Source organism: Streptosporangium sp. NPDC000563 (genome assembly GCF_040299985.1).
Classification (GTDB): domain Bacteria; phylum Actinomycetota; class Actinomycetes; order Streptosporangiales; family Streptosporangiaceae; genus Streptosporangium.
Window position 1 is genome coordinate 100,728 of the sequence record NZ_JBEPDA010000010.1, and the last position, 25,610, is coordinate 126,337.

The 25,610-nt window shown below is 69.3% G+C and carries 34 protein-coding genes; 33 read left to right on the plus strand and 1 reads right to left on the minus strand.

What is annotated here, in order from left to right; all coding sequences use genetic code 11:
- Positions 1-38: 38 nt before the first annotated feature.
- The 12 genes from ABT352_RS23095 (at position 39) to ABT352_RS23150 (ending at position 8,395) form a co-directional block, all read left to right on the plus strand.
- Complete coding sequence (locus tag ABT352_RS23095) at positions 39-218, plus strand: hypothetical protein (RefSeq protein ID WP_350946965.1); 180 nt, start codon at positions 39-41, stop codon at positions 216-218.
- Positions 218-904, plus strand: a complete 687-nt coding sequence (locus ABT352_RS23100) for a hypothetical protein (protein WP_350946966.1) — start codon at positions 218-220, stop codon at positions 902-904. The genes ABT352_RS23095 and ABT352_RS23100 overlap by 1 nt, the downstream gene beginning before the upstream one ends.
- Positions 904-1,548: a hypothetical protein gene (locus ABT352_RS23105; RefSeq protein ID WP_350946967.1), complete on the plus strand. Its 645-nt coding sequence runs from the start codon at positions 904-906 to the stop codon at positions 1,546-1,548. Before ABT352_RS23100 ends, ABT352_RS23105 begins: the two co-directional genes overlap by 1 nt.
- The gene (locus ABT352_RS23110; RefSeq protein ID WP_350946968.1) at positions 1,548-2,018 is read left to right on the plus strand and encodes a hypothetical protein; all 471 of its coding nucleotides are present in this window, start codon (positions 1,548-1,550) and stop codon (positions 2,016-2,018) included. Before ABT352_RS23105 ends, ABT352_RS23110 begins: the two co-directional genes overlap by 1 nt.
- Positions 2,019-2,066: 48 nt before the next feature.
- Positions 2,067-2,519, plus strand: coding sequence for a hypothetical protein (locus ABT352_RS23115; RefSeq protein WP_350946969.1), 453 nt, complete (start codon positions 2,067-2,069; stop codon positions 2,517-2,519).
- 3 nt (positions 2,520-2,522) lie between these two features.
- A complete protein-coding gene (locus ABT352_RS23120; protein WP_350946970.1) occupies positions 2,523-2,837 on the plus strand; it encodes a hypothetical protein in 315 nt (104 codons plus the stop codon).
- A gap of 170 nt (positions 2,838-3,007) precedes the next feature.
- The gene (locus ABT352_RS23125; protein WP_350946971.1) at positions 3,008-4,618 is read left to right on the plus strand and encodes a hypothetical protein; all 1,611 of its coding nucleotides are present in this window, start codon (positions 3,008-3,010) and stop codon (positions 4,616-4,618) included.
- Between the two features lie 11 nt (positions 4,619-4,629).
- Positions 4,630-4,932, plus strand: a complete 303-nt coding sequence (locus ABT352_RS23130) for a hypothetical protein (RefSeq protein ID WP_350946972.1) — start codon at positions 4,630-4,632, stop codon at positions 4,930-4,932.
- Positions 4,933-5,189: 257 nt separating this feature from the next.
- Complete coding sequence (locus ABT352_RS23135) at positions 5,190-6,080, plus strand: PIN domain-containing protein (RefSeq protein ID WP_350946973.1); 891 nt, start codon at positions 5,190-5,192, stop codon at positions 6,078-6,080.
- A 218-nt stretch (positions 6,081-6,298) separates the two neighbouring features.
- Entirely contained in the window at positions 6,299-6,949 is a 651-nt protein-coding gene (locus ABT352_RS23140; RefSeq protein WP_350946974.1) for a hypothetical protein, read from the plus strand.
- 115 nt (positions 6,950-7,064) lie between these two features.
- Positions 7,065-7,862, plus strand: a complete 798-nt coding sequence (locus ABT352_RS23145; protein WP_350946975.1) for a hypothetical protein — start codon at positions 7,065-7,067, stop codon at positions 7,860-7,862.
- On the plus strand, positions 7,853-8,395 hold the full coding sequence (locus ABT352_RS23150) for a hypothetical protein (RefSeq protein ID WP_350946976.1): 543 nt from the start codon (positions 7,853-7,855) through the stop codon (positions 8,393-8,395). The genes ABT352_RS23145 and ABT352_RS23150 overlap by 10 nt, the downstream gene beginning before the upstream one ends.
- A gap of 288 nt (positions 8,396-8,683) precedes the next feature.
- On the opposite strand, the gene ABT352_RS23155 is transcribed toward ABT352_RS23150, so the two are convergent.
- Entirely contained in the window at positions 8,684-9,184 is a 501-nt protein-coding gene (locus ABT352_RS23155; protein WP_350946977.1) for a hypothetical protein, read from the minus strand.
- Between the two features lie 137 nt (positions 9,185-9,321).
- Between ABT352_RS23155 and ABT352_RS23160 the strand changes: the two genes are divergently transcribed.
- The 21 genes from ABT352_RS23160 to ABT352_RS23260 all read left to right on the plus strand — a co-directional run bounded on the left by ABT352_RS23160 (position 9,322) and on the right by ABT352_RS23260 (position 24,840).
- Positions 9,322-9,573, plus strand: coding sequence for a hypothetical protein (locus ABT352_RS23160; protein WP_350946978.1), 252 nt, complete (start codon positions 9,322-9,324; stop codon positions 9,571-9,573).
- Between the two features lie 74 nt (positions 9,574-9,647).
- The gene (locus ABT352_RS23165) at positions 9,648-9,773 is read left to right on the plus strand and encodes a hypothetical protein (RefSeq protein ID WP_350946979.1); all 126 of its coding nucleotides are present in this window, start codon (positions 9,648-9,650) and stop codon (positions 9,771-9,773) included.
- 54 nt (positions 9,774-9,827) lie between these two features.
- Positions 9,828-10,151, plus strand: a complete 324-nt coding sequence (locus tag ABT352_RS23170; protein WP_350946980.1) for a hypothetical protein — start codon at positions 9,828-9,830, stop codon at positions 10,149-10,151.
- 90 nt (positions 10,152-10,241) lie between these two features.
- On the plus strand, positions 10,242-10,853 hold the full coding sequence (locus ABT352_RS23175; protein ID WP_350946981.1) for a hypothetical protein: 612 nt from the start codon (positions 10,242-10,244) through the stop codon (positions 10,851-10,853).
- A complete protein-coding gene (locus ABT352_RS23180) occupies positions 10,853-11,296 on the plus strand; it encodes a hypothetical protein (RefSeq protein WP_350946982.1) in 444 nt (147 codons plus the stop codon). Before ABT352_RS23175 ends, ABT352_RS23180 begins: the two co-directional genes overlap by 1 nt.
- A gap of 416 nt (positions 11,297-11,712) precedes the next feature.
- Entirely contained in the window at positions 11,713-12,033 is a 321-nt protein-coding gene (locus tag ABT352_RS23185; RefSeq protein ID WP_350946983.1) for a hypothetical protein, read from the plus strand.
- Positions 12,030-12,749, plus strand: coding sequence for a hypothetical protein (locus tag ABT352_RS23190; protein ID WP_350946984.1), 720 nt, complete (start codon positions 12,030-12,032; stop codon positions 12,747-12,749). The genes ABT352_RS23185 and ABT352_RS23190 overlap by 4 nt, the downstream gene beginning before the upstream one ends.
- 36 nt (positions 12,750-12,785) lie before the next feature.
- The gene (locus ABT352_RS23195; RefSeq protein ID WP_350946985.1) at positions 12,786-12,917 is read left to right on the plus strand and encodes a hypothetical protein; all 132 of its coding nucleotides are present in this window, start codon (positions 12,786-12,788) and stop codon (positions 12,915-12,917) included.
- Positions 12,914-13,507 carry a hypothetical protein gene (locus ABT352_RS23200; protein ID WP_350946986.1) on the plus strand — a complete coding sequence of 198 codons (594 nt, stop codon included), beginning with the start codon at positions 12,914-12,916 and terminating at the stop codon, positions 13,505-13,507. Before ABT352_RS23195 ends, ABT352_RS23200 begins: the two co-directional genes overlap by 4 nt.
- A gap of 144 nt (positions 13,508-13,651) precedes the next feature.
- On the plus strand, positions 13,652-14,356 hold the full coding sequence (locus ABT352_RS23205; protein WP_350946987.1) for a hypothetical protein: 705 nt from the start codon (positions 13,652-13,654) through the stop codon (positions 14,354-14,356).
- Between the two features lie 4 nt (positions 14,357-14,360).
- A complete protein-coding gene (locus tag ABT352_RS23210) occupies positions 14,361-15,170 on the plus strand; it encodes a hypothetical protein (protein ID WP_350946988.1) in 810 nt (269 codons plus the stop codon).
- On the plus strand, positions 15,167-15,787 hold the full coding sequence (locus ABT352_RS23215; RefSeq protein WP_350946989.1) for a hypothetical protein: 621 nt from the start codon (positions 15,167-15,169) through the stop codon (positions 15,785-15,787). Before ABT352_RS23210 ends, ABT352_RS23215 begins: the two co-directional genes overlap by 4 nt.
- 10 nt (positions 15,788-15,797) lie before the next feature.
- Positions 15,798-16,265: a hypothetical protein gene (locus ABT352_RS23220; RefSeq protein ID WP_350946990.1), complete on the plus strand. Its 468-nt coding sequence runs from the start codon at positions 15,798-15,800 to the stop codon at positions 16,263-16,265.
- 73 nt (positions 16,266-16,338) lie between these two features.
- Positions 16,339-16,563, plus strand: a complete 225-nt coding sequence (locus ABT352_RS23225; RefSeq protein ID WP_350946991.1) for a hypothetical protein — start codon at positions 16,339-16,341, stop codon at positions 16,561-16,563.
- 155 nt (positions 16,564-16,718) lie between these two features.
- On the plus strand, positions 16,719-17,138 hold the full coding sequence (locus ABT352_RS23230) for a hypothetical protein (RefSeq protein WP_350946992.1): 420 nt from the start codon (positions 16,719-16,721) through the stop codon (positions 17,136-17,138).
- Positions 17,139-17,221: 83 nt separating this feature from the next.
- Positions 17,222-17,713 carry a hypothetical protein gene (locus ABT352_RS23235; protein ID WP_350946993.1) on the plus strand — a complete coding sequence of 164 codons (492 nt, stop codon included), beginning with the start codon at positions 17,222-17,224 and terminating at the stop codon, positions 17,711-17,713.
- A gap of 3 nt (positions 17,714-17,716) precedes the next feature.
- Positions 17,717-18,304 (plus strand): hypothetical protein, encoded by a 588-nt coding sequence (locus ABT352_RS23240; protein ID WP_350946994.1) that lies wholly within the window; start codon positions 17,717-17,719, stop codon positions 18,302-18,304.
- A gap of 55 nt (positions 18,305-18,359) precedes the next feature.
- On the plus strand, positions 18,360-22,232 hold the full coding sequence (locus tag ABT352_RS23245) for a coiled-coil domain-containing protein (protein WP_350946995.1): 3,873 nt from the start codon (positions 18,360-18,362) through the stop codon (positions 22,230-22,232).
- Positions 22,233-22,247: 15 nt separating this feature from the next.
- Entirely contained in the window at positions 22,248-23,573 is a 1,326-nt protein-coding gene (locus tag ABT352_RS23250; protein WP_350946996.1) for a hypothetical protein, read from the plus strand.
- 3 nt (positions 23,574-23,576) lie between these two features.
- Positions 23,577-24,626 carry a hypothetical protein gene (locus ABT352_RS23255; protein ID WP_350946997.1) on the plus strand — a complete coding sequence of 350 codons (1,050 nt, stop codon included), beginning with the start codon at positions 23,577-23,579 and terminating at the stop codon, positions 24,624-24,626.
- Positions 24,627-24,639: 13 nt separating this feature from the next.
- Positions 24,640-24,840 (plus strand): hypothetical protein, encoded by a 201-nt coding sequence (locus tag ABT352_RS23260; RefSeq protein ID WP_350946998.1) that lies wholly within the window; start codon positions 24,640-24,642, stop codon positions 24,838-24,840.
- Positions 24,841-25,610 lie beyond the last annotated feature (770 nt).

A 25,610-nucleotide genomic window follows, 5' to 3' on the forward strand; every position in this document is an offset into this window, starting at 1 on the left:
GAGCGACGGCCTCTTCAGCTGAGAGGAGACATCCCGTCATGAGCGAGTCCACCCCAAACCCCCGCTACTTCGCCAAAGAGAGGGAGAGCGTTCAGGTGGTCTACAACCTGAGGGACGCCGCCCCGTACCTCGATCTCGGATACGAGGAGGTGGACGAGGTCACCTACCTGGCGAGCCTGCCCGCCTCCATCAACGCCTCGACCGTCGGAGGTAACTGATGGCTGGTAAGTGCTGCGGCAGCGGAACCATGGTGGTCCGCTCCGCCTCCTCGGCGGCCACCGTGGACCCGGCGGTTTGCAACGCGCTGACCGAGTCGGCGAGCGGCCTCCTCGTGCCGTCCGTCGCCCTCCAGGGCCTCGCCCCCGGCGGCGCCGTCTCCACGGAGCGGTCCGTTGACGTGGACGTGACCGCCCCGGCGGCCGGCGCTTGCCCAGCCACCTGGCAGGTCGGGGCCCGGCTCACGCCCGTTCTCGGAGAGTCGTTCCTCCCGGCGATGGTGGACCTGGTCCCCGTCGCCAACGGCACGTGGGTGACCACCGGCCTGACGGTGCTGCTCCCGGAGGCTGGCGTCTACGAGGTCACCGCGACCGTGCGGTCCTCGATCGCGAGGGGGGCGTCTACCGCACCGTTCGCCGTCAACATCAGCGCTCGCCTGTTCAACGTCACCGGCGGCAACGCCATCCCCGGCACGGACTACACCGTGCAGCAGGTCAACGAGGCATCCCCGAGCAGCGGCCAGACCACGCAGGTGGCGCTCTCCACCTTCCATAAGTATGTGACAGCGACCGGGCCGATCACGATCCGGCTCGAAGCCAACCGGAACACGATCAACGGCACGGCCGTGAACGTCACCGCCATCCAGACCGGGAATACCCGGCTTGGCTGGAAGAAGACGAGCGACTGATGACCGGTACGGACGCTGCGCTGCGCGGCGGTGCGGTCGTACTCGACCCGGCCGGTTGTAACGCCCTCCAGCAGACGCCAAGCGGACTCCTCGTGCCGGGCGCGGTCATCCAGGGCGTTGCCCCGGGCAGGGCGCTCGGCACGGACCGTTCCGTGGACATCGACGTTCAGGCGCCGGCTGACGGCTCCTGCCCGGAGACCTGGACCGTGGGCGCCCGGCTCACGCCCGTCTCCGGACAGGCATCGGGGGCTGTGGCCCTTGACGGCGCTCCCGCCAACACATGGGTCCCCGTCACCGGCGCGCAGCTGGTGCTTCCAGAGATAGGCATCTATGAGGTGGTCGCGGACGTGCAGGGGTCCATCGCGTGGGGAACCGGTGTCACCAACGCGATCATCGACGCCCAGATTTTCGACGTCACCTCCGGCGCCACGGTCCCGATGACGGCGCGGCGAGTGATCTTGTTCACCGATCAGGCCGCCGAGGGCACGAACGGCATCCAGGCCAACGCCTCGGCAGCGGCGCTACACCAGGTGGCTGGCCCGACAACGATCCGTGTTGAGGGGTCCTGGCGTACCGACTCCGGAACCACCTCACAGAAAGTCCTCTGGGCCCATAACTTCCGCTTCCGAAAGGTCAGCGACTAATGACCGGAACAGCCGCCAGTATCGACACCGGCGGTAGCGGCTTCGCCGTACTACCGGCAGGCGCTGACCTCGGGTCGGCCGCCTCCGGCGCATTCGTCGACCTCGGGCTGTCCCTAGCACTTCCCGCGCCCGGCACCTACCACCTGGACGCGGTCGTCCGGGGCAACCTCGGCAACATGTCCACGGGTGAGAACGCGGTCATCGCCGCCCGGCTGTGGGACGTCACCGCGGGCACCATCATCCCCAACAGCGAGGCCATCGTCGTACAGATCGCCGAGTACCCCCAGGGTGCCGCCACTGCCTTGCAGTGGAACAGCTCCGCTGCGATCAGCGTCGAGTACAAGGCCACTTCGCCGAGGACGGTCCGGCTGGAAGCCGCCCGGATCGACATCGCGGGTACTACTGAGGTGGCCGGTATCGGTTCTGACACTCTCCAGCGCACCACCCTTCGCTACGCGCGCGTCGCGTAGCCCCTCACCCCTCTTGGAGGTTTCCTCATGTCCGGTACCAGCGGAAGCGTGGCAGCAGCCACGTCCGATGACGAGTACGAGATCCTGTGTGACGACGCCGGAAGCTTTCTGCGCCGCTACAGCACCGAGGATGGCGCGACCGTCGTCACGGACACCGCGCTCGATGGGACCACGGCCTACACTCCGACCGGCACCGTCGTCCGCTGCGACGCCCAGCAGACGCCCGCAGTGAATCCGCAGATCGATAGCACGGCGCAGCGCCAGGCTGGGGCAGGCGCCGTCACCATCGCGGCGGGCGCCCGCTCGGTGACGTTCATGGTGTTCGCTGGCGCGCCCACCGTGAGCATCGGTGGCGGAGCAGCGGTGGTGTTTCCCGCTGGGTCCACGGCCACCTGGAGCGTGGACCGCGGAGGCGAAGCCGGCGAGAGCCTGCAGGACGAGTTCACCTTCACCGGTGTAGTCGGCAGCGACTTCGCCGTGCTTTCCACGCGCGAGATCTAACCAGTGGCCACCAGTGGCGAATACACGCCAGCAAGACGGCGTGTATTCGCCGCCACAGGCATCACCAACGCTTCGGGCAACGTGGTCTTCAATTTCAATCCGGCCTTCACCGGCGTGCCCGTGATCACTCATGCGACACAGACGGGCGTCGCTGACCTTACGGAGTGTCGGATCACCTCCCTGTCAGCGAGCTCGGTGACGTTCAACGTCCGCCGCTCCCCAGCGGTGACCCTCCTCGGCATCTCAGTCGTCCAGGTGCCGCAGCCCGCCTCGGGGGTGACCGTGCACTGCATGGCCGTCGAGGCGGGTTCGATCTAGACGCCGAGCCCTTTGATGAACTGGCGGGTGTTTCCGCCCCTGACTATTGGCTGCGCTCCGTCCTTCACCGGCCGCACAGCCAAGGCAAGCCCTGGAAGAAGGCCCAACGGTAGTCTGTGGAACAGCCGCTGGTTGCGGGCCGGGCTCAGGCACTCCCTACAGGAGCACCCTTGAGCAGATGCGGCTGTGGCGGCGGACGGTGCGAATGCATCGTCGTCGCCGGCGACAACATCACCGTGGAAGGCGACGGAGGCACCACCGCCCCGTACGTGATCAGCACGACCGGCGCCGCGGTCACCTGCGAGCAGGTGCGGCCCTGTCTGTCGGCCGGGGCCGGTGCCACCTACGACCCCGCCACGGGCGTCATCGGCGCCGCCATCTCGGCTGACCCGGACAACCAGGTCGCCCTCGGCTCCGACGACGGGCTGTTCGTCCCGCCCGGCGGCACCTCGTTGCAGGCGCAGGACAGCCCCACCCTCGACTTGGAGCTGACCGGCGACGGGTCGGCCGGCAACCCGTACGTCGTCCAAGGTGACGTGATCCTGGACCCGACCCCGCCCGGCGGTGGCACCAACCTCATCGAGGAGGGCCCGGACGGGCTCTACGTGGAGTGCGCGCAGGTCCGCGGCTGCCTGTCCGCCGGGCCGGGGGTGAGCTACGACCCGACAACTGGTGAGATCGCCGCGAACATCTCCGACGATGCGGGTAACCAGGTGTCCATCAGCGGCGACGGCGGCCTCTACGTGGCGGCCAGTGGTGGCTCGACGGTGGCCGTGCAGGACTCGCCGACGGTGGACATGTCCGGGGATGGGTCGGCGGGGAGCCCGATCACCGCCGCTGTGATTCGTGATCCCGCCGCGGGTAACCTGCTCACGACCGGCCCGGCCGGGGTGGCGGTGATGTGCGAGGCGGTGCAGGACTGTGTCGGCGGTGCCTTTGGCGATGGGTTGGTGTACGACGACGCCGCCAACCAGATGCGTGCGCGCCTGAGCACGGATGCGGGGAACAGCGCGGCCTTCGGCGGCGATGGCGGCATCTACGTGCCGACAGGCGGCGGGGCGAGCGTCGTCACCGCAGACAGCGACTGCATCGCCATGTCAGGGGACGGCTCGGCGGGTAACCCGATCACGGCCTCCCCTGTCGTCGACCCGGACCCGGCGAACACGTTGGAGTGCGGCCCGAACGGGCTACGAGTGACAGCATCGACGCTCGCGCTCCAGTGCGGCCTAACTGGTGACGGGTCTGCGGGAGCTCCGCTGAGGGCCGCGGTGCAGGCGTGGCCCTACCCGTGTGACGTCAACGGCAACGCGGGCGGTGTGTACTGCGACAGCTCCGGACAGCTCCGGGCGGAGCCGCGCGCCAAGTACCAGTACTTCACCACCACGCTCAACGAGCTGTTTCCCGCAAACCCTGTCGTGCCGGCGACGACCACGACAGGCGGCACGGTGGTGACCACTCGGACGCTGGACATCACGAACCCGGACACGTGTCGGCCAGCGATCGCTATCACGTCGGTCGAAGTCGACGTCGACTTCGTTATTCCACCGGGCGGCAGGGCCGGCCACTTCGTCTACGGCGACGAAATGTACCGGTTCGAAAATCGTGGCTCCGCGACCGTGTCGGACGTCCACACTCAAACCACCAAAGTGCTGGGCAACACGACGATTCCGCCGGGCGCCACGATCACCGTGAGTTTGGACATCGCGTTGGGGTTCGGCCTGGCCGGAGCCACCTACAACAGGATTCAGTCGTACATCCGTGCGATGGTGTTCGCACTGTAGAAGGGGAACGTATGGAAACGCGTAACGGCGAGCACACGCGGTACTTCCGCAGCCAGGGCGGCAGCATCGGTGAGATCAACGAGTCACAGCCGGGCGCCGGGGGTCTGCCCGAAGGGGCGGTGGAAATCACCGAGGAGGAGTTCCAGGAGGCCTACGCCGGGTGGCAGACCAGGGTCGCCGAGCACGTCGCCGGTTTGGAGGAGGCCGAAGCTGAGCGGGCCGAGGAGGACTACGAGGCGTTGCGCGCCGCCGGGATTCCGCAGGCAACAGCGCAGCGTCTGTCTGGTTACGACGCGGAACGTCGTAATCGCTGAGACGCGCGTGCCGCCCGGCTCGATGCCTGGCGAGGAGGGCCGCCCCCGGCGTGTTGAGCCGGGGGCGGCCTTGTGCGGGGCGCGGGACAGCCCGGGGTAGTCGGCCGGCACCGGCACACCATGACGTGGTCAGCCCCCACCCGCCGTCGACCCGGCCAGAAGCCCGAGCGCCGTGCGGCGATCCTACGGGCACACCGGAAGCTCGGCACGGTGCTGTTCGTGGCATACGGGTGGTCTGAGGATGGCATGCTGGACGGATGCTCATAACCGTCTTGCCTGGGGCGAAAAAGGAAAACGTTCAAGGTGTTCTTCACCGCGCCCATCTCGACCTGGTCAACGCTGTTCAGAGTCAAGGCGACTCGTTTCAGCGGTGCGTGGGCTTCCTGCGGTGGGCGCAGGAAGCCGCCGCAGCCCTTCGTGGCCAGATCAGCACGGCGGACATGAACAGGCTCATCTTCACCGACCGGTATTGGGCACTCCAGCAGGCGATCATGTCTGCCGGTGCGATCACTGGTGCTCTCGGTATGACGCTCGCGGGCAACGTCTACCTCGAAATGCTGGAGCGGGAAGCCGCGTTCGCCGCCGCCGTCCAGGCGTTGACGCAGCAGGTGGGCCGCTGGTCGTTCGGCGGTCGTTTCGTCGTCGCGGACACCACCTTCTACATTCAGCATTCGGAGAAGTTGGAAGAGGTGAACCCCGGCCCTCTGCTGGACGTGGTGGAAGGGGAGCAGGTTCACCTGCTGTTCCCGATGGCGGTCATCGACGAACTCGACCAGCTGAAGGAGAGCGGTAAGAACCATGTGCGGTGGCGGGCGGGGTATACGTTGAGCTTCATCGACCGGAGGTTTGAGGCGCCCGCTGAAATAGCGGTGATCCGGGAGCGGAGTGCTCTGGCTAAGGACAGCGACGGGAACCCTGCGCCTGTCGGTAAGTTCACTGCGGAGATTCTTTTTGACCCGCCGGGGCATGTGCGGTTGCCCAACACCGATGACGAGATCATCGACAGGGCGGTGGCGATCAGTCCACTCGTGGATGGCGGTGTCACGCTGCTCACCTACGACACCGGCCAGTCGACCCGTGCCCGCGCGGCGGGCCTGAACGTTGTCAAGCTGCAGCATACTCTGGGCCAGGAGCCTGCCCGTTCTTAGCCTGGTGCGGGCTGAACAGCGGCGGCCAGTCGGCAGGGATGATCGGCTGGCCGCGCACTGGCCTGGGGCAGACATGCCGCGTGCGAGGTAAGGCGGAAGGGGAGCGGCGCAGCGGATAGCCTGACCTCGTAGATTGCCGCTGGTCGTGGGCCGGGCGCGAACTCCGATGGGAGGTGCGTCCTTTGCCGGCGACATGCTGGAAGTCGATTCACGGGCTGGTGGTCCGTGCGACCAAGGTCGACGCGTGCGGTATTCCGGTCGTGGGTCCCTGCTCCGTTGTTACTACGGACGGGCTCATCACCGCGTCGTACTCGCCTGAGATCGCGGAGGGCGATGAGATCGAGGTGAAGAACGCCGCGGGGAAGATCTGCATAGCATCGAAGGACTGCCCCCAGCTGAAATGGGTGAACTTCGAGATCAACCTCTGCGGTGTGGACCCAGACCTTTTCACCCTGTTGTCGGGTTATGAGACGGTGTTGGATTGGCAGGGCACCAGTGTCGGAAACCGTATTGGCGAGGACATTCTCTGCGCGGGTGGTGTCGGCCTGGAGATCTGGTCGGAGGTGCCGGGGGAGCGCTGCGGCGCGACGGGCCTGCCGCAGTACGGGTACTTCCTGATCCCGTGGCTCAAAGACATGATCATCGGTGATTTTGAGATTCAGAACGGCGAGACGACGTTCACCCTGTCGGGCCGGTCGGAGAAGGGGTCCGGCTGGGGTGTCGGCCCGCACGACGTCGACGCGACCAATGCCGCGAACGTTGCGGGGCCGCTGCTCACCCCGATCGGGTCGAAAGACCACATGGACCTGCACCTGACGACGGTGCCGCCGCCCGAGCCTGCCTGCGGGTGCGTCCCGCTGGCCGCGTAGCGGCACGGCCGGGCGTTCCGGCCCCAGGGCTCCGCCCTCGGCCTTCGAAGACGGAGCCCTCACCCCTGAAAAGGGGCGTTTTTGTAACAGTGTGGTTGGGGGAGAGGGGTGGCTTGTGGGGGTAATCGACCACGGTCCCTGCTGGCCGGACCCTGACCCGGACCCGTCGTGCTGCCCGGGCTGGGCGGACGCCGACCCGGCGCTGCGGACCCGCCTGGGAAGGATCGCCGCGAGGATCCTGTCGCCGCTGGCCGGCAACCAGTACGGGGTGTGCGAGCTGACGGTCCGCCCGTGCGGGAAGACGTGCGGTGGCGGCGGGCCGTTGGACATCGGGGTCGGGCCGCCGTTCTACCCGGTGCTGACCGGCGCCGGGTGGGTGAACTGCCGCGTCTGTTCCGGCGCCTGCTCCTGCTGCCACGTGTGCAAAGTCGATCTGGAAGGCCCGGCGCAGGAGATCGTGCGGGTGGTGGTCGACGGGGTGCAGCTGCCGCCGGAGGCGTACCGGATCGACCTGCACCGCGAACTGGTGCGCGTCGACGGCGAATGCTGGCCCGAATGCGCCGACCTGACCGCCCCTGTCGACGAGGTCGGCGGCGGCGGTTTCCTGGTGACGTACACGCGGGGGCTGCCGCTCGACGAGGCGGCGATGCACGCCTACTCGACGTACGCGTGTGAGCTGCTGAACGCGTGCAACGGCGACGACTGCTGCCGGCTCCCCGAACGGGTGACGACGATCACCCGGCAGGGGGTGACAGTTGGTTTCGTCGACCCGATGGATTTCCTGGACCGCGGCCGGACCGGCATCCCCGAAGTCGACCTGTGGCTCAGCGCGGTGAACCCGTACGGGTTGCGGCAACGGTCCCGGGTGCTGTCGCCGGATCGGCCCCGGCTGAGGAGGACGTCATGGCCGTGAACGTCGACCAGGTGGCGTTCGGTCTCGCGGAGGAGCTGCTGGGCTGCTTCTGCGAGGCGTTGGCGGCCAGCGTGGGCGGGGCGGCGTGCCGGTGCTCGATTCTGCCCGGCGCGCAGGTCGCCGCGGATTTGTGCTGCGATTGCGGCGACGGTAACGGGCAGGCGTGGGTGCGGGTGGCGGAGATGTGGCCGACGACCGCGGCGTGGCCGCAGCGGGTCGCCCAGGTGGAGAGGTGCCCGCTGAATCTGTGGGCGGTCGAGCTGGAGGTGGGCGCCTACCGGTGCGCCGCGAAGGTCGACAATCGGGGGCGGTTTCCGAGCGCGGATCGGATGACCCGCGACGCTGAGGTCATCCTGGATGATGCGGCCGCGATGCGCCGCGCTGTGACCTGTTGTTTCCGTGACAGCGAGGAGGGGCGCCGCTCAGCGCGGAAACTTCTCGTCGGCGCGTGGCGGCCCCTCGGCCCCGACGGCGGCTGCGTGGGCGGTCAGATGTCCGTCACGGTGTCGGCGTACGACTGTTGCCCGGAGTAGTTTCACGCGGTGCCGCTGCGGCGCGCTCCTGCCCGAAGCGGGCCTCCCAGGCGCTTCTTTATGTAATTGAGATATGGGGACAATGTACAACTGACACCCCACGCCTGTAGTGTATGAATTGCATCAATAGCCCCCGTGGAAGGAAAAAGTCATGACTGTTCTGACCTGCGGTAACCGTGCGCTTCCGGGTCTGTCCTGGTGGGCTCCGGCGGTGCAGTGGGGGTAGGCGCCGCGCGTGAACGAAGGGCTTCCGCTGTCGAGGGCGGAAGCCCTTCTTCGTGCCCGCCGTCAGGAGGTGGCGGCCGTGTTCTGGAAGGGGTCGCAGAGGTGGGCGGGCCGGACCGGGACGATGCCGGCGCACGCCGCGCGGGTGCCGAGCATGGACAGCACCTGGGGCATGCTCACCTGTCCGCGCTTCCATGGCAGGGGCGGGCCGACGAACAGCAGCGCCCGCCCCTGTTCCAGGGCCGCGCCGCACCACGGCGCCGGGTCGGTGATCGTGACCCCGGTGAGGAAGGGCAGGTCGCCGCCCGCCGGGCCGGGACAGTGCACTTCCACGTCGCGGCGGGCGCCGATGCTGACCTGCCACTGCCGGCCCTGCGCCTTGTAGAGGCTCATGGTGGTGTGGCCGCCGCCGCCGGTGAGGGTGAGGGGTGCCAGCCCGAGGTGGGTCATCAGCGGCAGCAGGTCGGCCGCCGGGTCGCCGACTTCGGGTGACAGGTAAAGGGTCGGGGGGAATTCGTCGAGGCCGGGCAGGAGTGCCCGCACATCGAACACGTCGTCGCTCATGGCAGCCGATTGTGTCCCGTGAGTGACGGGCACACCGTGTGATCGCACTTATGCAGGTGTTTCTGTCGGTCGCGACGCGTATCCTCCACATGAAGGATGTCAATCATCATTGTCCCCTCCTAGGAGGTGTGGGTGACATGGCGATCCCCTGCCCGTTCGCGACCTGCGAGTGCCTGCATGTCGGCTGTGAGTACGGGTGGATCACCCTGACGGGATCCGATGGCCGTGACTTCGTCAGCCCCTGCCGGACCTGCCGCCCCGAGGTTTCCGCGCACCTGCTGATGGGGTCGGGGACCGGCGCCCAGGTGCGGGCGCAGCTGCGCCACCTGCCGCGCCCATCCCGGGTGACCGAGACTTCCACGAAAAAACGCCCTCCCCGCAGGGTGTAGTGAAACACTTGCAGCAGTCACCACACATGTGTAGTGTATGAATTGCATTCATTGGATGAGCTGCGGAGGTTCGCATGCCTGCATGGATCGACACCACGCCGACGGACTTCGGCATCAAACCAACGCCGCCGCCGTTGTTCGACGCCCACGCCGCCACCGGAACCGAAGGTGACGGCCTGTTCGACCTCCATGACCTGTAAACGCGAAAGGCGCCCCAGAACGGGGCGCCTTTCGCCTGTCTGCCAGGAGAACCGATGCCCCCCGCACACCCGAAAACCGGCCAGGACAACCTGCTGGCCGCCATCGACTCCCTGACCACCTCCCGGACGTTGCTGGCAGCCAGCTGCAGCAACCCCGGAAACCGTGGTTCCAAGTCCGTCAGCGAAGCCGACCGGGAACGCGATGCCGCCCTGATCCAAGCGCTCCTCGGCGTCGGCCACGCCCTGGTCGCGAACACGCTCGCCGTCGCCCTCGGCACCGCCAGCGGACTGGGCCGCCGCGATCCTGTCGAGCACCGCGCGTGGCTGGCCACTGTCGGCTGGCTGCGCGGCCAGGAGACGGCCCCGCACGACCTGTAGACGCGGCCCTGAGTTTTCTTTCCGCCCGTCCAGCCGTCCGAAGGCTGGGCGGGCGGATCGGCACCCGACACCAGAACGGACGTTGTTGTGATGAACGAACCTCCGGGGCCAGACGCCCCAGGCCCCTTTGGTCTGCCCGCCCCGCGGGACGCCGGAGATGACATCGCCCCGAGCAGGGGCGGGCAGGACACCGCCCCTGACTGCGGCCGCTGCTACGACACCGGCATGGTCGACGAGGTGATTCCCTCGCCCGGCGACCTCACGGTTGAACAGATGCGGGAACTCGTCGCCGCGTTCGAAGCCGCCGCCGCCGCAGGCGGCGACAGCGGCTCGGCGACCCGAGCTGGCGTCGCCGAGCTCGCGGCCCGCCTGGCAGGATCCCGCTACCAGGGCCGCTGTTCCTGCAAACACGGCCAGGACCAGGAGCTGCAGGCCCGCACCAGGCAGCTGTTCGGCGGCGCCGCCGACCCGCGGAAGGTGCTGGTGCAGCTGATGCCGGTCGCCCGAGCCTTGTACTGCGTGTGGGCCAGCCACCAGCTGGGGGAGGACGCACCGTTTCGGGTGCAGCGGCAGGCCCGCGCCGAAGAGGAAGCGCAAATCCTGCTCAGAGGCACCGACCCGTGGCTGCGGGACGTCCTGGCCTTGTCGTGGCGGTTCGAACTGCAGCGATACACCCGGCCAGGCGGGGACGGTGGCCACTGATGGCGCTCACCGTAGGAGAGGCGCAAGCCGTTTTCGACCTGCTGGGATTCCTGTTCGCTACTCCTTCGCCGACGGGGCGGCCGCGTGACCCGGTGCGGGCGTTGAACGGCGCGGAGTTCCTCGCCACCCAGGCCGGGCAGGCGCAGCCCGCCGATATCCGGGTAGAGGACATTCAAGCCGGGTGGCAGCGGCTTGAACGGTTCGTTGAGCTGTTCACCGCTGGCCACGACCCGGCTCAAACCCTCCACGCCGCCGCCCTGTACCGGGTGGCCGCGCAGGAAAGCGTCGCGCTGCTCGAAGCCACTATGCGGGAAGCGGACAGAAGTTCAACGGTGATCGTCGCCGCCCACCGCGAAATCAAGGAGCTGCGCCGGACCGGGCTGCTGTCGCGCCAAGCCGCTGCCCGCCTTCGTGCCGCGCTCACCCCTGACGGTGGCCGGTGAGCGGCACCCACAGCCTGGTACCGCTCACCAGCGCCGAACGGCACGCCGCCGAGCAGCTCGCCGAGGACGCGCAGACGGTTCTCCGCCAGCTGGTGGCTGGACTTCCGCGAAACCGCCGACGTGCACCGCACCCTGCCGGAAGCGACGCAGGCCGCAGGGTTTTCGCCGGGGCCGACCCCGACACCACCCCAGGTTTGATCATTCGTTTGTGCCGCCCAGGAGCTTCCCGGGCGGCGTCTCATCGTTGAAAGGCGGCATCTTCTGTGAAGCCCATCCGGGGCGGCGGGTTGTTCGCCGCCGCCCTGCTCGTCTTCGCCACTTACTCATGCGGGTGGGGTCCCGCCACCGCGACGTATCCCGCCCTGCCCGCGCCTGGCCGCTCCGCCCCAGCTGTGGACGCGTGCGGGGACGCCCGGGTGGCAGTGCGGCCCGCACTGCGCCTCGCGCGGGCCGCCATCAAGGAGACCAACGCCGGAAACGCCAAGGTGGCCAGCATCACCGCGGCGCGTGACCTGCTCACCGAGCCGGACGTCATCGCCGCGGTGAACGCCTGCCTCACCGCGGACCGAAGCAAAGGGCCGGCCTTCACCAGGGTTTCCGACGCGCTCGACCAGGCGGTGCACCGCATCTCGACCATTCAGGAAACCGGCCGCGCCGACGAAACCGACCGGGCCGCCCTCGCCGACGCCCAGCACACCATCAACGCAGCCCTGACCTGGAAAGGAAAAACACGATGATCGTCACTGGCGCCGATGGTCGCGTGGACGCCTCCCACCGGCGCCGCCTGGCCGACCAGCGGGAAACCGTCATGGGCCTGCTCACCATCCTGGACGAGGTGGAGGAGAAGCTCGGCGACGCCGACCGGTGCGTCAACGCGCTGCTGCGCTCCAACGATGACGGTTTGAGCCCCACCGACCACCGGGACGGTGTGAAAGAACTGGAGGCCGCGCACCGGGCGGTGCGTAACGTGCGGCGTATCGGCGCGGCCCTGCAAGCGAACCTGCAGCCGCTGATCATGGATCCGGTGCCGTGGGCGGGGACGATCGCCCGGTGCGGTGTTCCCGACCGCGGCGGGCTGGTCATCATCTGCGCCGGGGAGGACCAGCCGGTGGGGCCGCCCGCCGCGCTGCGCGACCAGGACGGCGCACTCGTCGGCCTGGTCGACAACGTGTGGGTGGACGAACAGCGCAGGATACGGGCTCGTGGCCGGGTGGACACCTCCACCCCGGCGGGCCGGGTCGCCGCCGCCTGTATCGCGTCCGTTCAGCACGTCACCGTCCACTTCGACGACGCCCGCACCCGTAAGCACGGCCACGACGGCTCCAGCATCCGTGAGGTGGTGCTGCTGAACGGGTGGCGGGTGACGGCGGTGCAGCTCGTCGGCGCCGGCCAGGCCCCGTGGGGGGAGGCGGTCATCACCGCCTACCTCGCCCCTCACCCGTCCGGCATCTGACAGGCCCCGTTTTGCCGAGTTGTGGAGGAACACACCATGTCTGATCCCAGCTCTGCCGAGCCGCCCCAGCGGGCAGGCGCCCGCGCCCAGCGGCCGCTGGGGAAGTCCCGCCAGGATGGGCAACGGTACTGCGAGGCGTGCCAGAAGCTTGTGGGCGGTACGGCGTGAACGGCACGGGCGTTCACTACGAGTACTTCGCGTGGCAGCCGGTTGAGCACCGGCCGGGGTGCGCGCGGGGTTGGGTGGTGCGCCAGCAGGGCGAGGAAAGCCCCGACGGTGCGACGAGGCAGGCCGCGGTGCAGCTGGTGTGCCCGCTGCCGGACGGGTGCGGGAAGGTCGTCGAGTTCGAGTTCGACAACGAGCCCACCGCGACCCCCTTCGGCGGGCCCGGCGACCGGTGGAAGTGGCACACGATGACCGTTGACCAGGTCGGGTACGGCAGTGCCCCGCTGCCGGTGGCCGGGGTGTGGCTGCACCCGGGTGGGCCGCTGCTGCGCTACTGGAACAACGGCGAAGGCCCCGCCTACTACGTGGTGACCGGGTCAGCGGAGCGGCCTTCGGACTGGTCGCAGGTGTTGGGGGTGATCGGGCAGGCGCGGACCCGTGGCCGGCAGTTGGCGTCGAGGTGGTACGCCCACGCGAACTACCAGCCCCTGTCGGCCGCCTGGCACAGGTATCAGCCGCGCGACACGACGGACGGTTTGAAAAGCCAGGCGGCGGCGGTGCGGTGGGTGCTGGCGGCGGTGAGCCGTGGCTGAGATGGCACGCCCCGGCCAGGTGGGGCGAATCGGCTGTTTGGTGGGGCCGCGCCCGCCACCCTGGTAGGTCGTACACCCCGTCACCGCCCGGCCACCGGCTGTAGGTGCAGGGGTTCCCCCCAGATTTAGGAGCTTTCCGCAGCCGTGAGCCAAGCCGACTACGCCGTCCTGGTGGGTGTGTTCGTCGTCGTGTTCGCCGCGTGCGGCGTGTGGGCCTACGTTCGGTGGTGCCGCGCCAAACACGGGAACAAGCGGGCGTCCCGAGCTGTCACCGTCGCGTTGGCGGGCACGCTGGCGGTGCTGGTCGCCGCCATGGGGGTGCTGCTGTACCAGACGCTTCAACCGGCGGCGGCGCCTGCTGCGGCGGCGCTGTACACGTGCCGGTATCCGGAGCCTGACAGCGACGAAGCAGTGTGCGCGGGCATGGACAAAGGCGAGTACGTGGAGTTCCGCGGCGGCACCGACCATCCGAGGCTGCTGGCTGGCACGCACGACGTTCACTGGTCGTCGCCGTCGGGAAGCGTGTGCGGGCAGGCGCACCAGTTCGTGGCGCCGCTGCTGGCCGCCGCCGCTGACGAGCTGGAAGCTCACCGTCCCCGCAACCTCGCTGATGTCAGCGCTGTTTTGTCTCAAGGGGAGGCGGCGCGGCTGGTCGACGCGTGTAGCCGCAGCAGCCTCAACAGTTTGCTCGTCCTCAACGTGACCGCGGTGGTTCTCGCAGCGGCCGCCCCCTACGGGCAGACAGGCGACGAATTGGATCAGACGGCGCGCAATCTGCGGGAGCAGCTCGCCGCCGGCGAAGGCACCCAACCACCAGAAACTTCAATGTTTAACTTTCCGGAGGATTAGTAGCGTGGATGTACCCAGCGAAACAGTCGTGGACGCGTCCGAGGGGGATGGTGCGGCCGCCCAGGCTGCCGCTCATTTCCTGATCGTCCGCCAGCTGTTCGACCTCGGCCACCTCACCGACGTTCTGGAACGGTGCGGTGTCGACGTGGGCGGCCGCTACGGCGGCAACCGGATCGCGGCCGCCGTCGCCAGCACCGGAGCCGCCCTGACGGAACTCCACAACGCGATCGCCGCGAACTGGGGCGACTGCGTGCCCGCCCCGGGCCGCGGCGACCTGCTCGACCCGGGTGACGCCGCCAACGCCGGCCTGGTGCCGTGGTGCGGGGTGCTGGCCGTCTTCGAGCACGGCGGCCGGCGGCGCATTTATAACCCGGAGAAGCTGCCGGTCGACGTCCGGAACCTGCCGGTGCCGTTGGTCGACCGGCGCGGTGACCCTGCGGACGCGGCCTCCGTCGGCGTGTTGCAGCTGGCCTGGGTGTCAGGCGGCCAGCTGATGGGCGCCGGCTACCTTCGGCCGTCCGCTGAAGAAGCCTCCCCGGCGGGTGTCCTCGACCAGCCGACACCCGTCACCGTTGATCTTTCCGGTGTGGAATGGGCCATCCCGTCCGACCCGGACGTTCTGCGGTCCGGCGACTACGTGCGGCACGGTCGGCTGCAGCCGGGGTGGCGGGTCACGGGCGTCGAGCTCGTCGACGCACCCACCTGGGATGAGGCGCGCATCCGGTGTGTCACCCGCGAGGAGTACGCGCAGCTGACCGGCCCGGTGCTCGCCAGCCTGCCCGCAGGTGTCACAGCCGGGGGAGACAGCCGGTGACGACCACCATCACAACGGTGCGGGTCGGCGACTACGACGTGCGGGCGCACCTGCCGTCTGACGTGGACGGGTGGCTGGCCGCTGTTGCCGCCCTGGACACGCTGGGGGTACACAAGCGGCTCGCGGCCGAACGGGTTCAGGTCCTCGCGCAGCTGGCCAGCGAGGTGGTTCACCCCGAGGACCAGCTAGTGTTCGTCGAGGTCACAGCAGAGGATGGGGAGGTCAACGTCGCCCATGCGGCCGACGTCCTCACCGTCTTCCTGGATGACTACGTCCGGGACGTCGCAGGCCCGCTCAGCGCCTCCCAGCGACGGCCCCGCGCCCGGCAAGGGGGTGTGCTGCGGAAACGGCGGCACTGGGCGTCATGGCTGCCGTACTCGTGGCGGGGCGTACACGAACGGGTCGCGGCGCGGTACGGAATGTTCTGGGAGCCGTGCCCGGTGTGCGGCCAGCCGTTCGGCGGGCACGAGTGGCGGCGGGTGAAGGGTCGCCCTGACGCGTTGCCGGTGCCAGGCTCGCCCGGCGAGTGGATGGCGATCTGTCCGCGCTGCACCCGCCACGGGTACGGCACCACCTGGCACCCCGACGGACCCCGGATCGTCGGAGGCGGCGTCTAGCATGCCTGGTATGACGGGAAGAGGAGACGTGGGGGAGAGCTGGCGGGAAGGTGACCTGGTCATCGCCGACGACGGCGCCCTGTGGGTGCGCGCCTACCAGGAGGACCTGGTGAAGGGCTGGGCATGGGGCTACCCCGGTGAGACGGCGCGCTCGTTCACCGGTGAGGGAGCGGGGGTCAGCGGGTCTGTGGCCGAAGACGTCCCGGCGCGTCCGCTGACGCTGCTGGTACGTGACGGCCGCCCCTACTCGCCTGTTGAGGGCCAAGCACTGTCCGCTGCTCAAGCAGTCGGATCGGGCGGCTTGTACTTTCCCGCGGCGGTGCTACGTCCAAACGTGCCCGGTCCCGCGGCGGCGAAGGTGTGGGCGGCGTTGAGTGATGACGTGGTCGTGGTCGACGCCCCGGACATGGCGGCCGCGCTCGGCGCGGGCGATCTCGTGGCCCGGCTGCTGGCCTGGCACAACACCGACCCCACGTAAACGCGCAACACGTTCGGCCGCTCAAGGCCGCCTCCGGTGGAAACGGGGGCGGCCTTCTGCTTTGCTGCTGGTCATGGGCTTGACCGTGAAAGCGAACGCGCCGGTGCTGGGCATGCGCGACGGCCACGAGTACGACGTCGCGGACTCGCCGTTCATCCGCAAGGTGATCGCGTCGGGGAAGCTGACGCTGCTGGCCGACACCTCCTTGGTGGGGGAGGAGACCGGCTCATCCGACGGCGGCCAGGGGCAGGCGGCCGAGGAGACGGAGGCTGCGCGAGACAAGGCGCGCAAGCCGTGAAAGACCTCCGGCTGGTCGCCGACCCGGACGCCGAACTGGAGGCGCATCGTCAGCCGCCGGACATCGAGCTGACGGTGAAGGTCCGCGAGCCCGACTACGACGAGGCGGCCTGACCCGCCGGAAGCAGGGGTGTGGTGGCGACGTACCGGGTGCGGGTGCGCAACAACCAGGTGGCGTTACAGCGGTTTCTGCGCGGCAAGGACGGGCCGGTCGTCCAGCACGTCGAGAAGATCATGCGGGATACGGCGAATCTCGGCAAGCGCACCATCCGCGTCGATCGGGGGTTCGCGCGTGCGCAGATCTACAGCCTGGTGTTGCCGTACGGGACGCGGGTCGTGGGGAAAGCCGGGTCATACGCCCACTACGCGTACTGGCTCGACGTCGGCACGGGGGTTTACGGCCCGTTCGGTAAGCCGATCGTGCCGAAGCGGGCGAAGGTGCTGGTGTTCACGCCGAAAGGCAGCAATGTGACGGTGTTCGCCGCCTCCGTTAAGGGGATGAAAGGCGACCGGTGGCTGCGCAGGGCGTTCGCGGTGGCGTGCCCGTACCCGGTGCTCGACCTGGGGCCGAAGTGACGGCACGCTCAAGGGGGTTTCAGGTTCGCGCGATGATGGGTGCGCACGGCGATTTTCAGCGGACCAACACGTTCGGGGGAACGATGAGCGATGCAGCGGTGAAAGACGACACCCAGACGGCGGAGGCGGGCGAGGAGGTGCAACACGTCGTCGTTGACCCGGAGCTGGTGTTCGTCACGAAAGCGAAGCCGCACCTCACGCAGGCGACCGTGGAGGAGCGGACGGTCGCGTTCCAGCTGGACGGCGAAACGTACTACCTGGTGAAGCCACGCAAGTGGGAGGACCTGCTAACGTCCCTGGAGGAGACGGCGGCGCGGCGGGCGACCACCCCGGACGTGCTGTGGCAGGGCTGGGATTTCCTGCACACCGTCGTCACCGCGGAGAGCCTGAGGCGGCTGCTGAACAGGGCGAAGGACGACAGCGACGACTTCGAGCGCAGTGACCTGTTCGACCTGATCCCGCAGATTATCCGCACGTTGCACGCGAAGGAGCAGGCGAAGGTGGGAGCGGGGGACCGCCAGCCAGCGCCGGCGCGGGCGCGGGCCGCCCGGTCGGCGCCTGCGTCGCGCGGGTAGCCGGTGGGGGAGTGGCGGCCGGCGGTGTTCGGGCCGCCGCAGTCGTTCGTGCTCGACGCCGAGGTGTACGAGCTGGCCGGGTCGTGGCAGGTGCTGCTGGAGTGGTTGCCCGCCGAGCGGTGGCACATGCACGTCCTGTACGGGTTGCTGCACCCGTTGGACGCTGACCGGTTGTCGGATCGGCTGGACGACGGCGAGGATCCACTGACCCGGGAGGAGGTGCGGGCGGTCGCTGAGCGGCTCGTCCAGCAGGCGACGGGCCATAAATGGTGGGTGGCGCAACGCCTGTACGCGACGCTGGCCGCGTCGTGGGCGGAGCTGGACGGGCAGCTGTCGCTGCGCGGCGTGGAGCTGGCGGCGCTGCTGCCGGCTCCGGCCCGCGCCTGCAACCTGGTGTACGCGTGGCTGGTCGACGGCGCCGACGAGCAGGGGCGCCGCCGCCTGGACATGCAGTTGACGCGGCCGCCGGCGGGGATGACGAAACGGCAGGCGGCGGGGGCATGGTCGCCGCAGGAGCAGGGGCGGGCGTTCATGGACGCCTACCGGGCGCAAGGCGATGCGGGAGGGCGGAGCCCGGCCCGCGTAGCCTAGGAGCGCCGCTGAGCTGAGGGCCGGGCACCATCGCGACCGGTAGGGGTGCCCACCCATGGCCGCAGGCCAGCCGCTCAGCCGCGCCGAGGTCGAGCTGATCCTCAACTTCGAGGGTCTGTCGGAGGAACTGCGCGAAGGGCTGGAGCGGCGGGTTAAGGCGGCCGCCGCGGTGGCGGCCAAAGAGCTGACCCGGGTGGAGAAAGCCGCCTCGGGGATCGGTACGGAAACACAACGCTCAGCCCGAACTGCTGAAACGGCCGTTGAAGCGGTGCAGCGGGGGGCGAAAGCCGCGACCGTCGAGCTCGACAAGACGGCGAAAGCTGCGGCGCGGGTCGGTGTGGAGGCGAAGAAGTCCAGCGACGAAGCCGCCGACACGATCAACCGGCGGCTGGTGCCGGCCGCGACGAAAGTCCGTGAAGCGCTCGCGGCCATCGGTGAGAGAGACCGCAACCGGGGCGGCTTGCAGGGGTTGCTGCGGGACCTGGCCGGGCTGCCGCCAGCGTCGCAGCGGGCGGTGCGCGGGCTGACCTTCACCCGGCAGGCGATCATTTCGGTGATCGCCGCCGCCGCCGGGCTGGCGCCCGCGTTCGCCGCAGCCGGTGCCGGAGCGGGCGCTTTCGGCCTGTTCGCAGTCCCAACGATCACGAAGGTCATCAAGGCGCAGACGGAGATGGCCGACGAGTGGGCGTCCCTCACCGACGATCAGAAGATCGCCGCCGTGTCGACGTCCGCCCTGGTCGACGAGTACAAGGCGCTGTCGGCGTCGCTTGCCCCGGACACGCTGCGCGTCTACAACGCCGCCTTGACCGAGACGCGCGAGCTGCTGCCCGAGCTGGTTCCGCTGGCGCGCACCACCGCAACCGAGCTGGCCGAAGCCGTCGCCACCCTCGGCGACGGCTTCGACTCCGACCGCGCCCAGGAGTTCTTCTCCTTCCTGGAGCGCTCAGCGCCCGGCGCGATCAGCGGCCTCGTGTCCATCGTGCAAGACGGCGGGGCGGCGGCCGCGGCGCTGCTCCAGGCTCTCGCCCCGCTCGCCCCTGTCCTGGGTGGTGTGGTTGCCGGAACGCTGCAGCTGGTGACCGCCGTCTCCGAGCTGTCGCCGGAGCTGGTGCAGCTGCTGGTGACGACGGTCGCGCTGCGCGGCCCGGTCGCCGCCCTGGGCAACCTCTTCACCACCGGTGTGGGAAAGGTCAAGGCGTACTCGCGGGAGACGAAGGGCGCCTCGCTGGCCTCCAAGGTGCTCACCGCCGCTGCGGCGGCCGGGCCGAACATCTATCTTGCCGGCGCCGCAGCGCTCGGCATCTTCGCGATCTCCCTGGCGACGGCGAAGACGCGCGGCGAGGAGCTGGTCGACGCGATCCAGGCGAGCAACCTGGCGGTGCGCAACAACGTCGACGGCTACCGGAACGCGAACAGGGTGCTGGCCGGTGAGCTCGCCCCGACCGAAGCCGCGATCGGCCGGGCACTGCAGGGGGTCAACCGCGACCTGAACACCAACACGGTCGCCCTGGCGCAGGCGGCGCTGGCCCAGCGCGGCCTGTCGGATGTGAACGTCGCGGCTGTGCAGGCGATGGAGCAGAACCGGGCGGCGCTGAACAACATCGACGCCGGAGCCCGCGCCGTCGCCGCCGCGTACGGGATCACCACAGGGCAGGCGATCGCTCTGGCGGACGCGGTCGGCGTCGACCTGTCTCAAGGCGTTACTCGAAGCGGCACCTTGACGGCGGCGGCGGCCGGGAAGTTCGCTGCCTACCAGGCTGCGGTGCAGGCGGCACAGAATCCGACGCTCGCAATCCAGACGGCGTTCGCGAACACCGCCAACGAAGCCCTGAACCTGACCGACCGGGTCAAAGCGTTGCAGGCGGCGTTCGATCTGACCATCAATCCGAGCCTTGCCCTGTACACCGCGACGACCCGGGTTCGTGACGCCTTCGCGGCCGCGAATACGGTGCTGGCGCAGGGCAACGCCACCTCACAGGCGCGACGGACCGCCCTGCAGAACCTGATCACCACGTTGCGGGATCAGGCCAACGCCGAGTTCGCCGCGAACCAGTCCGTCGACAAGACCAGTGCGGCGTTCCGCAACCAGCTGCCCACCTTGACCGGGCTGGCCGGCAAGAGCCGGGAGAGCCGGGCACTGGTCAACGAGCTGGCGGGGGCGCTGGCCGGGGCGAGAACCGCGGCCCAGACCGCGGGGAACGCGATCGGTGGCCTCGGCGGCAAGGCCGACGCGGCGAAGGGCGGCCTGTCGGAGGCGGCCCGGCAGGCGGGCGTGCTGGACAGGCGGGCCCAGGGGGCGGCGGGGAACGTCGCCAACCTGGCCACCCAGGCGCAGACCGCCGGCAACTCTTCCAGCGCCGCGGCGCCGAAGGTCGACGACCTGGCCAACAGCATCCAGGGCTTGAAGTCCAAGAACGTCACCATCCGCGCCAACACGGCGCCAGCGCAGGCGGCTGTTCAGTCGTTCATCCGTAACAGCAGCGGCAAGGTCGTCGACGTTACGCTGCGGATCGGCAAGACCACCGCCACGGCGGGGGCGACGGGCGGTATGGCCGAGGAGCTGAAGCCGCGCGTGTTCCCGCGGGGCTTCGCCGCCGGCGGCAAGCTCCGCGGCCCGGGCACCGGCACCAGCGACTCGATCATCGCCCGCCTGTCGGCCGGCGAGTTCGTCGTCAACGCCAAGGCGACCAAACGCTACGAGAACCTGCTGCGGGCGATCAACAGCAACAAGTTCGCGACCGGCGGCAAGGTCGGCGACAGCCTGCCCCGGTTCGCGACCGGCGGCCTGGCCCGCGGACGCAACCCGGTGATCGACCTGGGGGCGCTGCTCGGCACCGACCTGGCGCGCGGCCTGGCCCGCTCGCAGCGCGCGATCGACGCCGAACTCGGCAAGATCAGCAAGGCGGTGAAGGAGAAGCTCGCCGACATCAACCGGTCGGTGGGCGCCGACTTCGTCCGCAACCTGGTCTCCGCCAGCCCTGAGGAGATCTCCCGCCAGCTGCGCGACCTGCAACGGCAGATCAGCGCCGCCCTGAAGAAGACCGACACCCGGGTCGATAACCTGCTGGTCGCCCGGCTGACCACGCTGAACGCGGCGCTGGGCAAGCTCGCAACCGAACGGGACCGGCTCGCCGCCACGGTGGAGAAGGCGACCCAGACCGCGGCTGATGTCACCGAGCGGGCACGCTCCTCGGCCGCGCTGTCGACCCTCACCGAGGAGGAGCGGGCCACCCCCCAGAGCATCGCGGCCGGTCTCCGCACCCGCCTGAAGGCGATCAACACGTTTCAGGACGACATCGCGCGGCTGCAGCGGCGTGGCGCCCACAAGTCGCTGATCGAGCAGCTCGTCACCGGCGGCCCCGACCAGTCCGGGCAGCTCGCCGCGAGCCTCTCCCGCGCGTCGACCACCACCCTGCGGGAAATCAACGAGCTGCAGCGGCGCATCAACGCCGACAGCAGATTCCTCGGCCGAGAAAGCGCCGACTTCCTGTTCGACTCCGGAGTCAACGCCGGCCGGGGTTTCCTCGCGGGCCTGAAATCGCAGCAGAAGGAGATCACCGCGCTGATGACGGCGATCGCCAAGAGCGTGTCGACGACCATCCGCAAAGAACTGAAGATCAAAAGCCCGTCGAGGCGGCTGCGTGCCGACGGCCGCGACACCGGCCGCGGCTACCTGCTCGGCCTGCAGGACCTGGCGCCGCAGATCGAGCGGGCCGCACGCCAGATGGTCGCCCCCGTCCCCTCCGCCCGCACCGCCCCGTTCCGGCCCGCCCGCGCCACCACCACCGCCGGGCAGACCCCGAGCCGCGCGCAGGGTGGCTCCTCGGTGCGCGACGTGACGTTCAACAACACCTACACCCAGGTCATGGCCAGCGCCCCCGACATCTGGGCCGAGCAGGAACGCCAGCTCGCCGAGGCATTGCGATAGGAGAAGGGACACCTCATGGCATCCACCGACTGGCTCTGCTTTTCCGGCGTCGAGCTGGCCAACAGCGCCCGGGTGTACGCCTACAGCCAGGCCGGCCTCGCCCCCAGGCACGCCAGCGTCCGCGACTGCGGCTGCGAGGGCCTGCCCGCCGTGCTGGGCGACGAGCCGTACACGCTGCCCGCCACCGACGACGCCCCCTGGTACGACCCGGCGGAACCCTCCTCAACGGACTTCGCGGGCTTCCTGTGCACCGACATCGAGGACATAGAGTCGGCGCCGGTCTCCCGAGCGGTGACCAACCGGCTCGGCGACGGCGCGGTGATCGGCCGCCGGCGGCTGGGCGCCCGCACGATCACCGTGACCGGCGTGCTGATCGGCCGTACCTCCTGCGCGGTCGACTACGGCCACCGGTGGCTCTCCAGCGTCCTGCAAGGCGCCCTGGCGTGCGGACCCGCCGCCTGCGGCGGTGACGACCTGGAGTTCATGGCGTGCTGCCCCACCCAGCCGCTCGCGCCGGGGGAATGCTGCCCCGGCCCCTGCACGGGGCCGACGTGCGCCCAAGGCGTGTTCCGGACGCTGCGCGACGTCGCCCTCACCAGCCGGGTGAGGAAGGTACGCAGCATCACCGGCTGCGGCTGCTGCCCGGGCGAGCTGCGTGAGGTCACCTTCGAGCTCACGGCCGGACGCCCGCACGTGCTGCGCCCCGCGGTGACCGTGGCCGAAGCCGTCGTCTGGCCGCCGGAAACGCCCGACGACGAATGCGTCCAATGGTCAACCGATCCCGGATGCTTGGACGAGGCCGGCGAATGCGCCGCCCAGCAGCCGCAGCCGTGCCCGCTGGATCCGAACTGCCCGCCGCCGACCCTGCCCGACCTGCCGCTGCCCGCCAACCCGTGCCTGTGCGAGCCGTTCACCAGACGGCAGCTGTGCATCGCGGTACCGCAAGGGGCCGCGCCGATCTGGGCCGACCTGGTGCCACTGGTGGAGATCTACTCCGGGTCCGCTCTCCTGCGCGGCATCCGCATCAGGTTCTACCCCAACCCGTTCGGCGCCGCCTTCGCCGACCTGGACCCCTGCGCCTGGTGCAGCGAAATCAACATCTCCTACCTGCCCGCCGCGGCCAAGCTCACCTTGGACTCGACCCGCCGCACCGTGCTCGTGCAGTGCCCGGGCCGGGCCGACACCCCCGCCGAGGACATCGTGTCCGGGCCGCAGGGACGGCCCTTGAGCTGGCCGACGCTGGAATGCGGCATCCCCTACCTGGTGTGCGTCAGCGCCGACTCCACGACGATCGCCGCCGACGCGACCGTCACGCTGCGCACCGTCGTGAGAGAGGTGTGAGGCGTGGGTTCGCTCGGATGCCCCGAGACGTACACGGTCGCGATCGGCGACCGCACCGGCGGCCGCGAGTACGGCTCCGTCGAACCGTCCGCGCTCGACTGGTCCCGCATCCTCGACGACACCTCCGACGCGTCGGTCACCGTCCCCTACCAGGGGGCGGAGTGCTGCGCGCTGCTCGGCAAGACACGCACCTGGTGCAACTCGCTGATCTTCTACCGGGATCAGCAACGGGTCTGGGAAGGACCGGTCACGCGCATCACCCACCGCGGCGAGGACACCGTGCTGAGCGCCCGCGACGTCACCCAGTGGCTGTTCCGCCGCAAGATCCGCGCCCTGCTCGACTACACCGGCACCAAGAAGGCCGACCTCGCCGTCATCGCCCGCCTGCTCGTCGAACACGGCTTCGGCCCCGACGATCCGAACGTACTGATGTACTTGTGGGTGTCGGCCTCTGGAATCGTCGGGGAACGCAAGTACGCGGCCAACTCCGGCTACGTCCTGGACCACCTGCGTGAGCTCGCGAGAACCGGCGTCGACTTCACCGTGCTGGGCCGGCGCATCATCCTGACCGGGGAGGGCCCGCTGGGCAGGCTGCCGGGCCTGACCGACGAGCACTTCGCCGGCCCCCTCAACGTGATCGAGGACGGCCTGTCGGCGATCACTCACGCGACGGTCCTCGGCAAGGGCGTCATGGCCGAGTCGGGCGGCATCGGCGCGTGCGGGCTACTGGAGTACCTCGCCTCCGAGGAGGAGATCCAGGACGTCGCCTCCGCCCGAGCTGAAGCGGTTGCCCTGGTTGGCGCCGGTGAACCCGCCCCCGTTTTCGTGGAGGTCCCCGACGACGCGCAGCTGGCGCCAGAAGCGCCGGTCGGCATCGAGGACCTGATCCCGGGCGTCGTCGTGCCGGTCACCTCCACGGCCACGTGCCGTACGATCGCCGCCGACCTGCGGCTGCTGCGCGTCCGCGTGACCTATACCGAAGCCGATGGCGAGAAGGTCGGCATCACGCTGGCGCCGCTCGGCGTCGACACCGCGGCGACCGCCACCGGATAGACGAGGAGACGCCATGGCCAGAGTGCAGACACGGCCACGCACACCCGCTCAGGTCCTGCGCGACCTGGACGACCGGCTACGCGTCCTGGAGCACCGCACCAGCGTGGTCGTAGGCGTGGCCCCGGACGCGTTCGTTCTCGAGGTCGACGGCTCCGGGAGGTTGACCGCCCGGCACGCCATGACGGGCACCGTCACCATCGTCGCCCTGCCGTAACGCGCAGCCCTGCCCGCGGTCGGGCTTTCGTCAGTGATGTCCGGAGATGAAACAGGCGGGGCGCGGGCGCCTCTGCCAGGAGGGGCCCGCGCCCTGCTCTCACGTTGTGCCGGGGCCACCTCCCGAGCTGCTCGGGGGGCCGCGGGCGGCGGGATTTCTCCCGGGGACGCGGGGGGCTCTACGCCCTGTGTGGGCGGTTCCTCCTCAGCGTCGACCTGCGCGTTTCTGCTCCAGCGGATGAAGATACCGAGAATAGGGATTCTGAGTTCGAACCGGTCCACCCCTTGGTCAAGCGCCTGCGCGATGAGCGCATGCACTCCGAAGAAGACAACGGCCAGAACGAGGACGAACAGCAGGATTCCCCAAAGGCCAGCCGCCTGGAGCAAGCTCCAGAGGCCAGCCATTCGCTATCTACACCGCGAACGAAATGCCCGTCAGACGATCGGCCATCCTGTTCCCTTTCCTGTCGCAGTTTCATGTGCCGCATCTACATGTGTGTTTTTTACATGCGCATCTTCAGTTTCTGTATCGGTTTTTCATGGCGTCTCTCCAGCGGGAAAGACGTTCCATCTGTCTGGCCCCTTGGGCGCGTACTTCGGCTATTCGATCAAGAGGCCGGCCGCCCGCCAGTATTGGCAAATATGGGCGGGCGATCATTTATGTCACGATTATGCCTCACGTGGTCCCGGTGTGCGAAGCAATGGACACTTCCGGCTCACGCGATGGTTGGTCACTGTCGACGAACTGTTCCCGGCGGCGCTGAGCTGCCG

What these genes read in the sequence shown, in the direction of transcription:
- ABT352_RS23150 (WP_350946976.1), top strand. Translation starts at nt 7,853, where the DNA reads ATGGCCGTGAACGTCGACCAGGTGGCGTTCGGTCTCGCGGAGGAGCTG.
- ABT352_RS23130 (WP_350946972.1), top strand. Translation starts at nt 4,630, where the DNA reads ATGGAAACGCGTAACGGCGAGCACACGCGGTACTTCCGCAGCCAGGGC.
- ABT352_RS23260 (WP_350946998.1), top strand. Translation starts at nt 24,640, where the DNA reads ATGGCCAGAGTGCAGACACGGCCACGCACACCCGCTCAGGTCCTGCGC.
- ABT352_RS23170 (WP_350946980.1), top strand. Translation starts at nt 9,828, where the DNA reads ATGCCCCCCGCACACCCGAAAACCGGCCAGGACAACCTGCTGGCCGCC.
- ABT352_RS23195 (WP_350946985.1), top strand. Translation starts at nt 12,786, where the DNA reads ATGTCTGATCCCAGCTCTGCCGAGCCGCCCCAGCGGGCAGGCGCCCGC.
- ABT352_RS23095 (WP_350946965.1), top strand. Translation starts at nt 39, where the DNA reads ATGAGCGAGTCCACCCCAAACCCCCGCTACTTCGCCAAAGAGAGGGAG.
- ABT352_RS23225 (WP_350946991.1), top strand. Translation starts at nt 16,339, where the DNA reads ATGGGCTTGACCGTGAAAGCGAACGCGCCGGTGCTGGGCATGCGCGAC.
- ABT352_RS23175 (WP_350946981.1), top strand. Translation starts at nt 10,242, where the DNA reads ATGAACGAACCTCCGGGGCCAGACGCCCCAGGCCCCTTTGGTCTGCCC.
- ABT352_RS23235 (WP_350946993.1), top strand. Translation starts at nt 17,222, where the DNA reads ATGAGCGATGCAGCGGTGAAAGACGACACCCAGACGGCGGAGGCGGGC.
- ABT352_RS23190 (WP_350946984.1), top strand. Translation starts at nt 12,030, where the DNA reads ATGATCGTCACTGGCGCCGATGGTCGCGTGGACGCCTCCCACCGGCGC.
- ABT352_RS23135 (WP_350946973.1), top strand. Translation starts at nt 5,190, where the DNA reads ATGCTCATAACCGTCTTGCCTGGGGCGAAAAAGGAAAACGTTCAAGGT.
- ABT352_RS23155 (WP_350946977.1), bottom strand. Translation starts at nt 9,184, where the DNA reads ATGAGCGACGACGTGTTCGATGTGCGGGCACTCCTGCCCGGCCTCGAC.
- ABT352_RS23110 (WP_350946968.1), top strand. Translation starts at nt 1,548, where the DNA reads ATGACCGGAACAGCCGCCAGTATCGACACCGGCGGTAGCGGCTTCGCC.
- ABT352_RS23100 (WP_350946966.1), top strand. Translation starts at nt 218, where the DNA reads ATGGCTGGTAAGTGCTGCGGCAGCGGAACCATGGTGGTCCGCTCCGCC.
- ABT352_RS23165 (WP_350946979.1), top strand. Translation starts at nt 9,648, where the DNA reads ATGCCTGCATGGATCGACACCACGCCGACGGACTTCGGCATCAAACCA.
- ABT352_RS23220 (WP_350946990.1), top strand. Translation starts at nt 15,798, where the DNA reads ATGACGGGAAGAGGAGACGTGGGGGAGAGCTGGCGGGAAGGTGACCTG.
- ABT352_RS23160 (WP_350946978.1), top strand. Translation starts at nt 9,322, where the DNA reads ATGGCGATCCCCTGCCCGTTCGCGACCTGCGAGTGCCTGCATGTCGGC.
- ABT352_RS23250 (WP_350946996.1), top strand. Translation starts at nt 22,248, where the DNA reads ATGGCATCCACCGACTGGCTCTGCTTTTCCGGCGTCGAGCTGGCCAAC.
- ABT352_RS23105 (WP_350946967.1), top strand. Translation starts at nt 904, where the DNA reads ATGACCGGTACGGACGCTGCGCTGCGCGGCGGTGCGGTCGTACTCGAC.
- ABT352_RS23245 (WP_350946995.1), top strand. Translation starts at nt 18,360, where the DNA reads ATGGCCGCAGGCCAGCCGCTCAGCCGCGCCGAGGTCGAGCTGATCCTC.
- ABT352_RS23180 (WP_350946982.1), top strand. Translation starts at nt 10,853, where the DNA reads ATGGCGCTCACCGTAGGAGAGGCGCAAGCCGTTTTCGACCTGCTGGGA.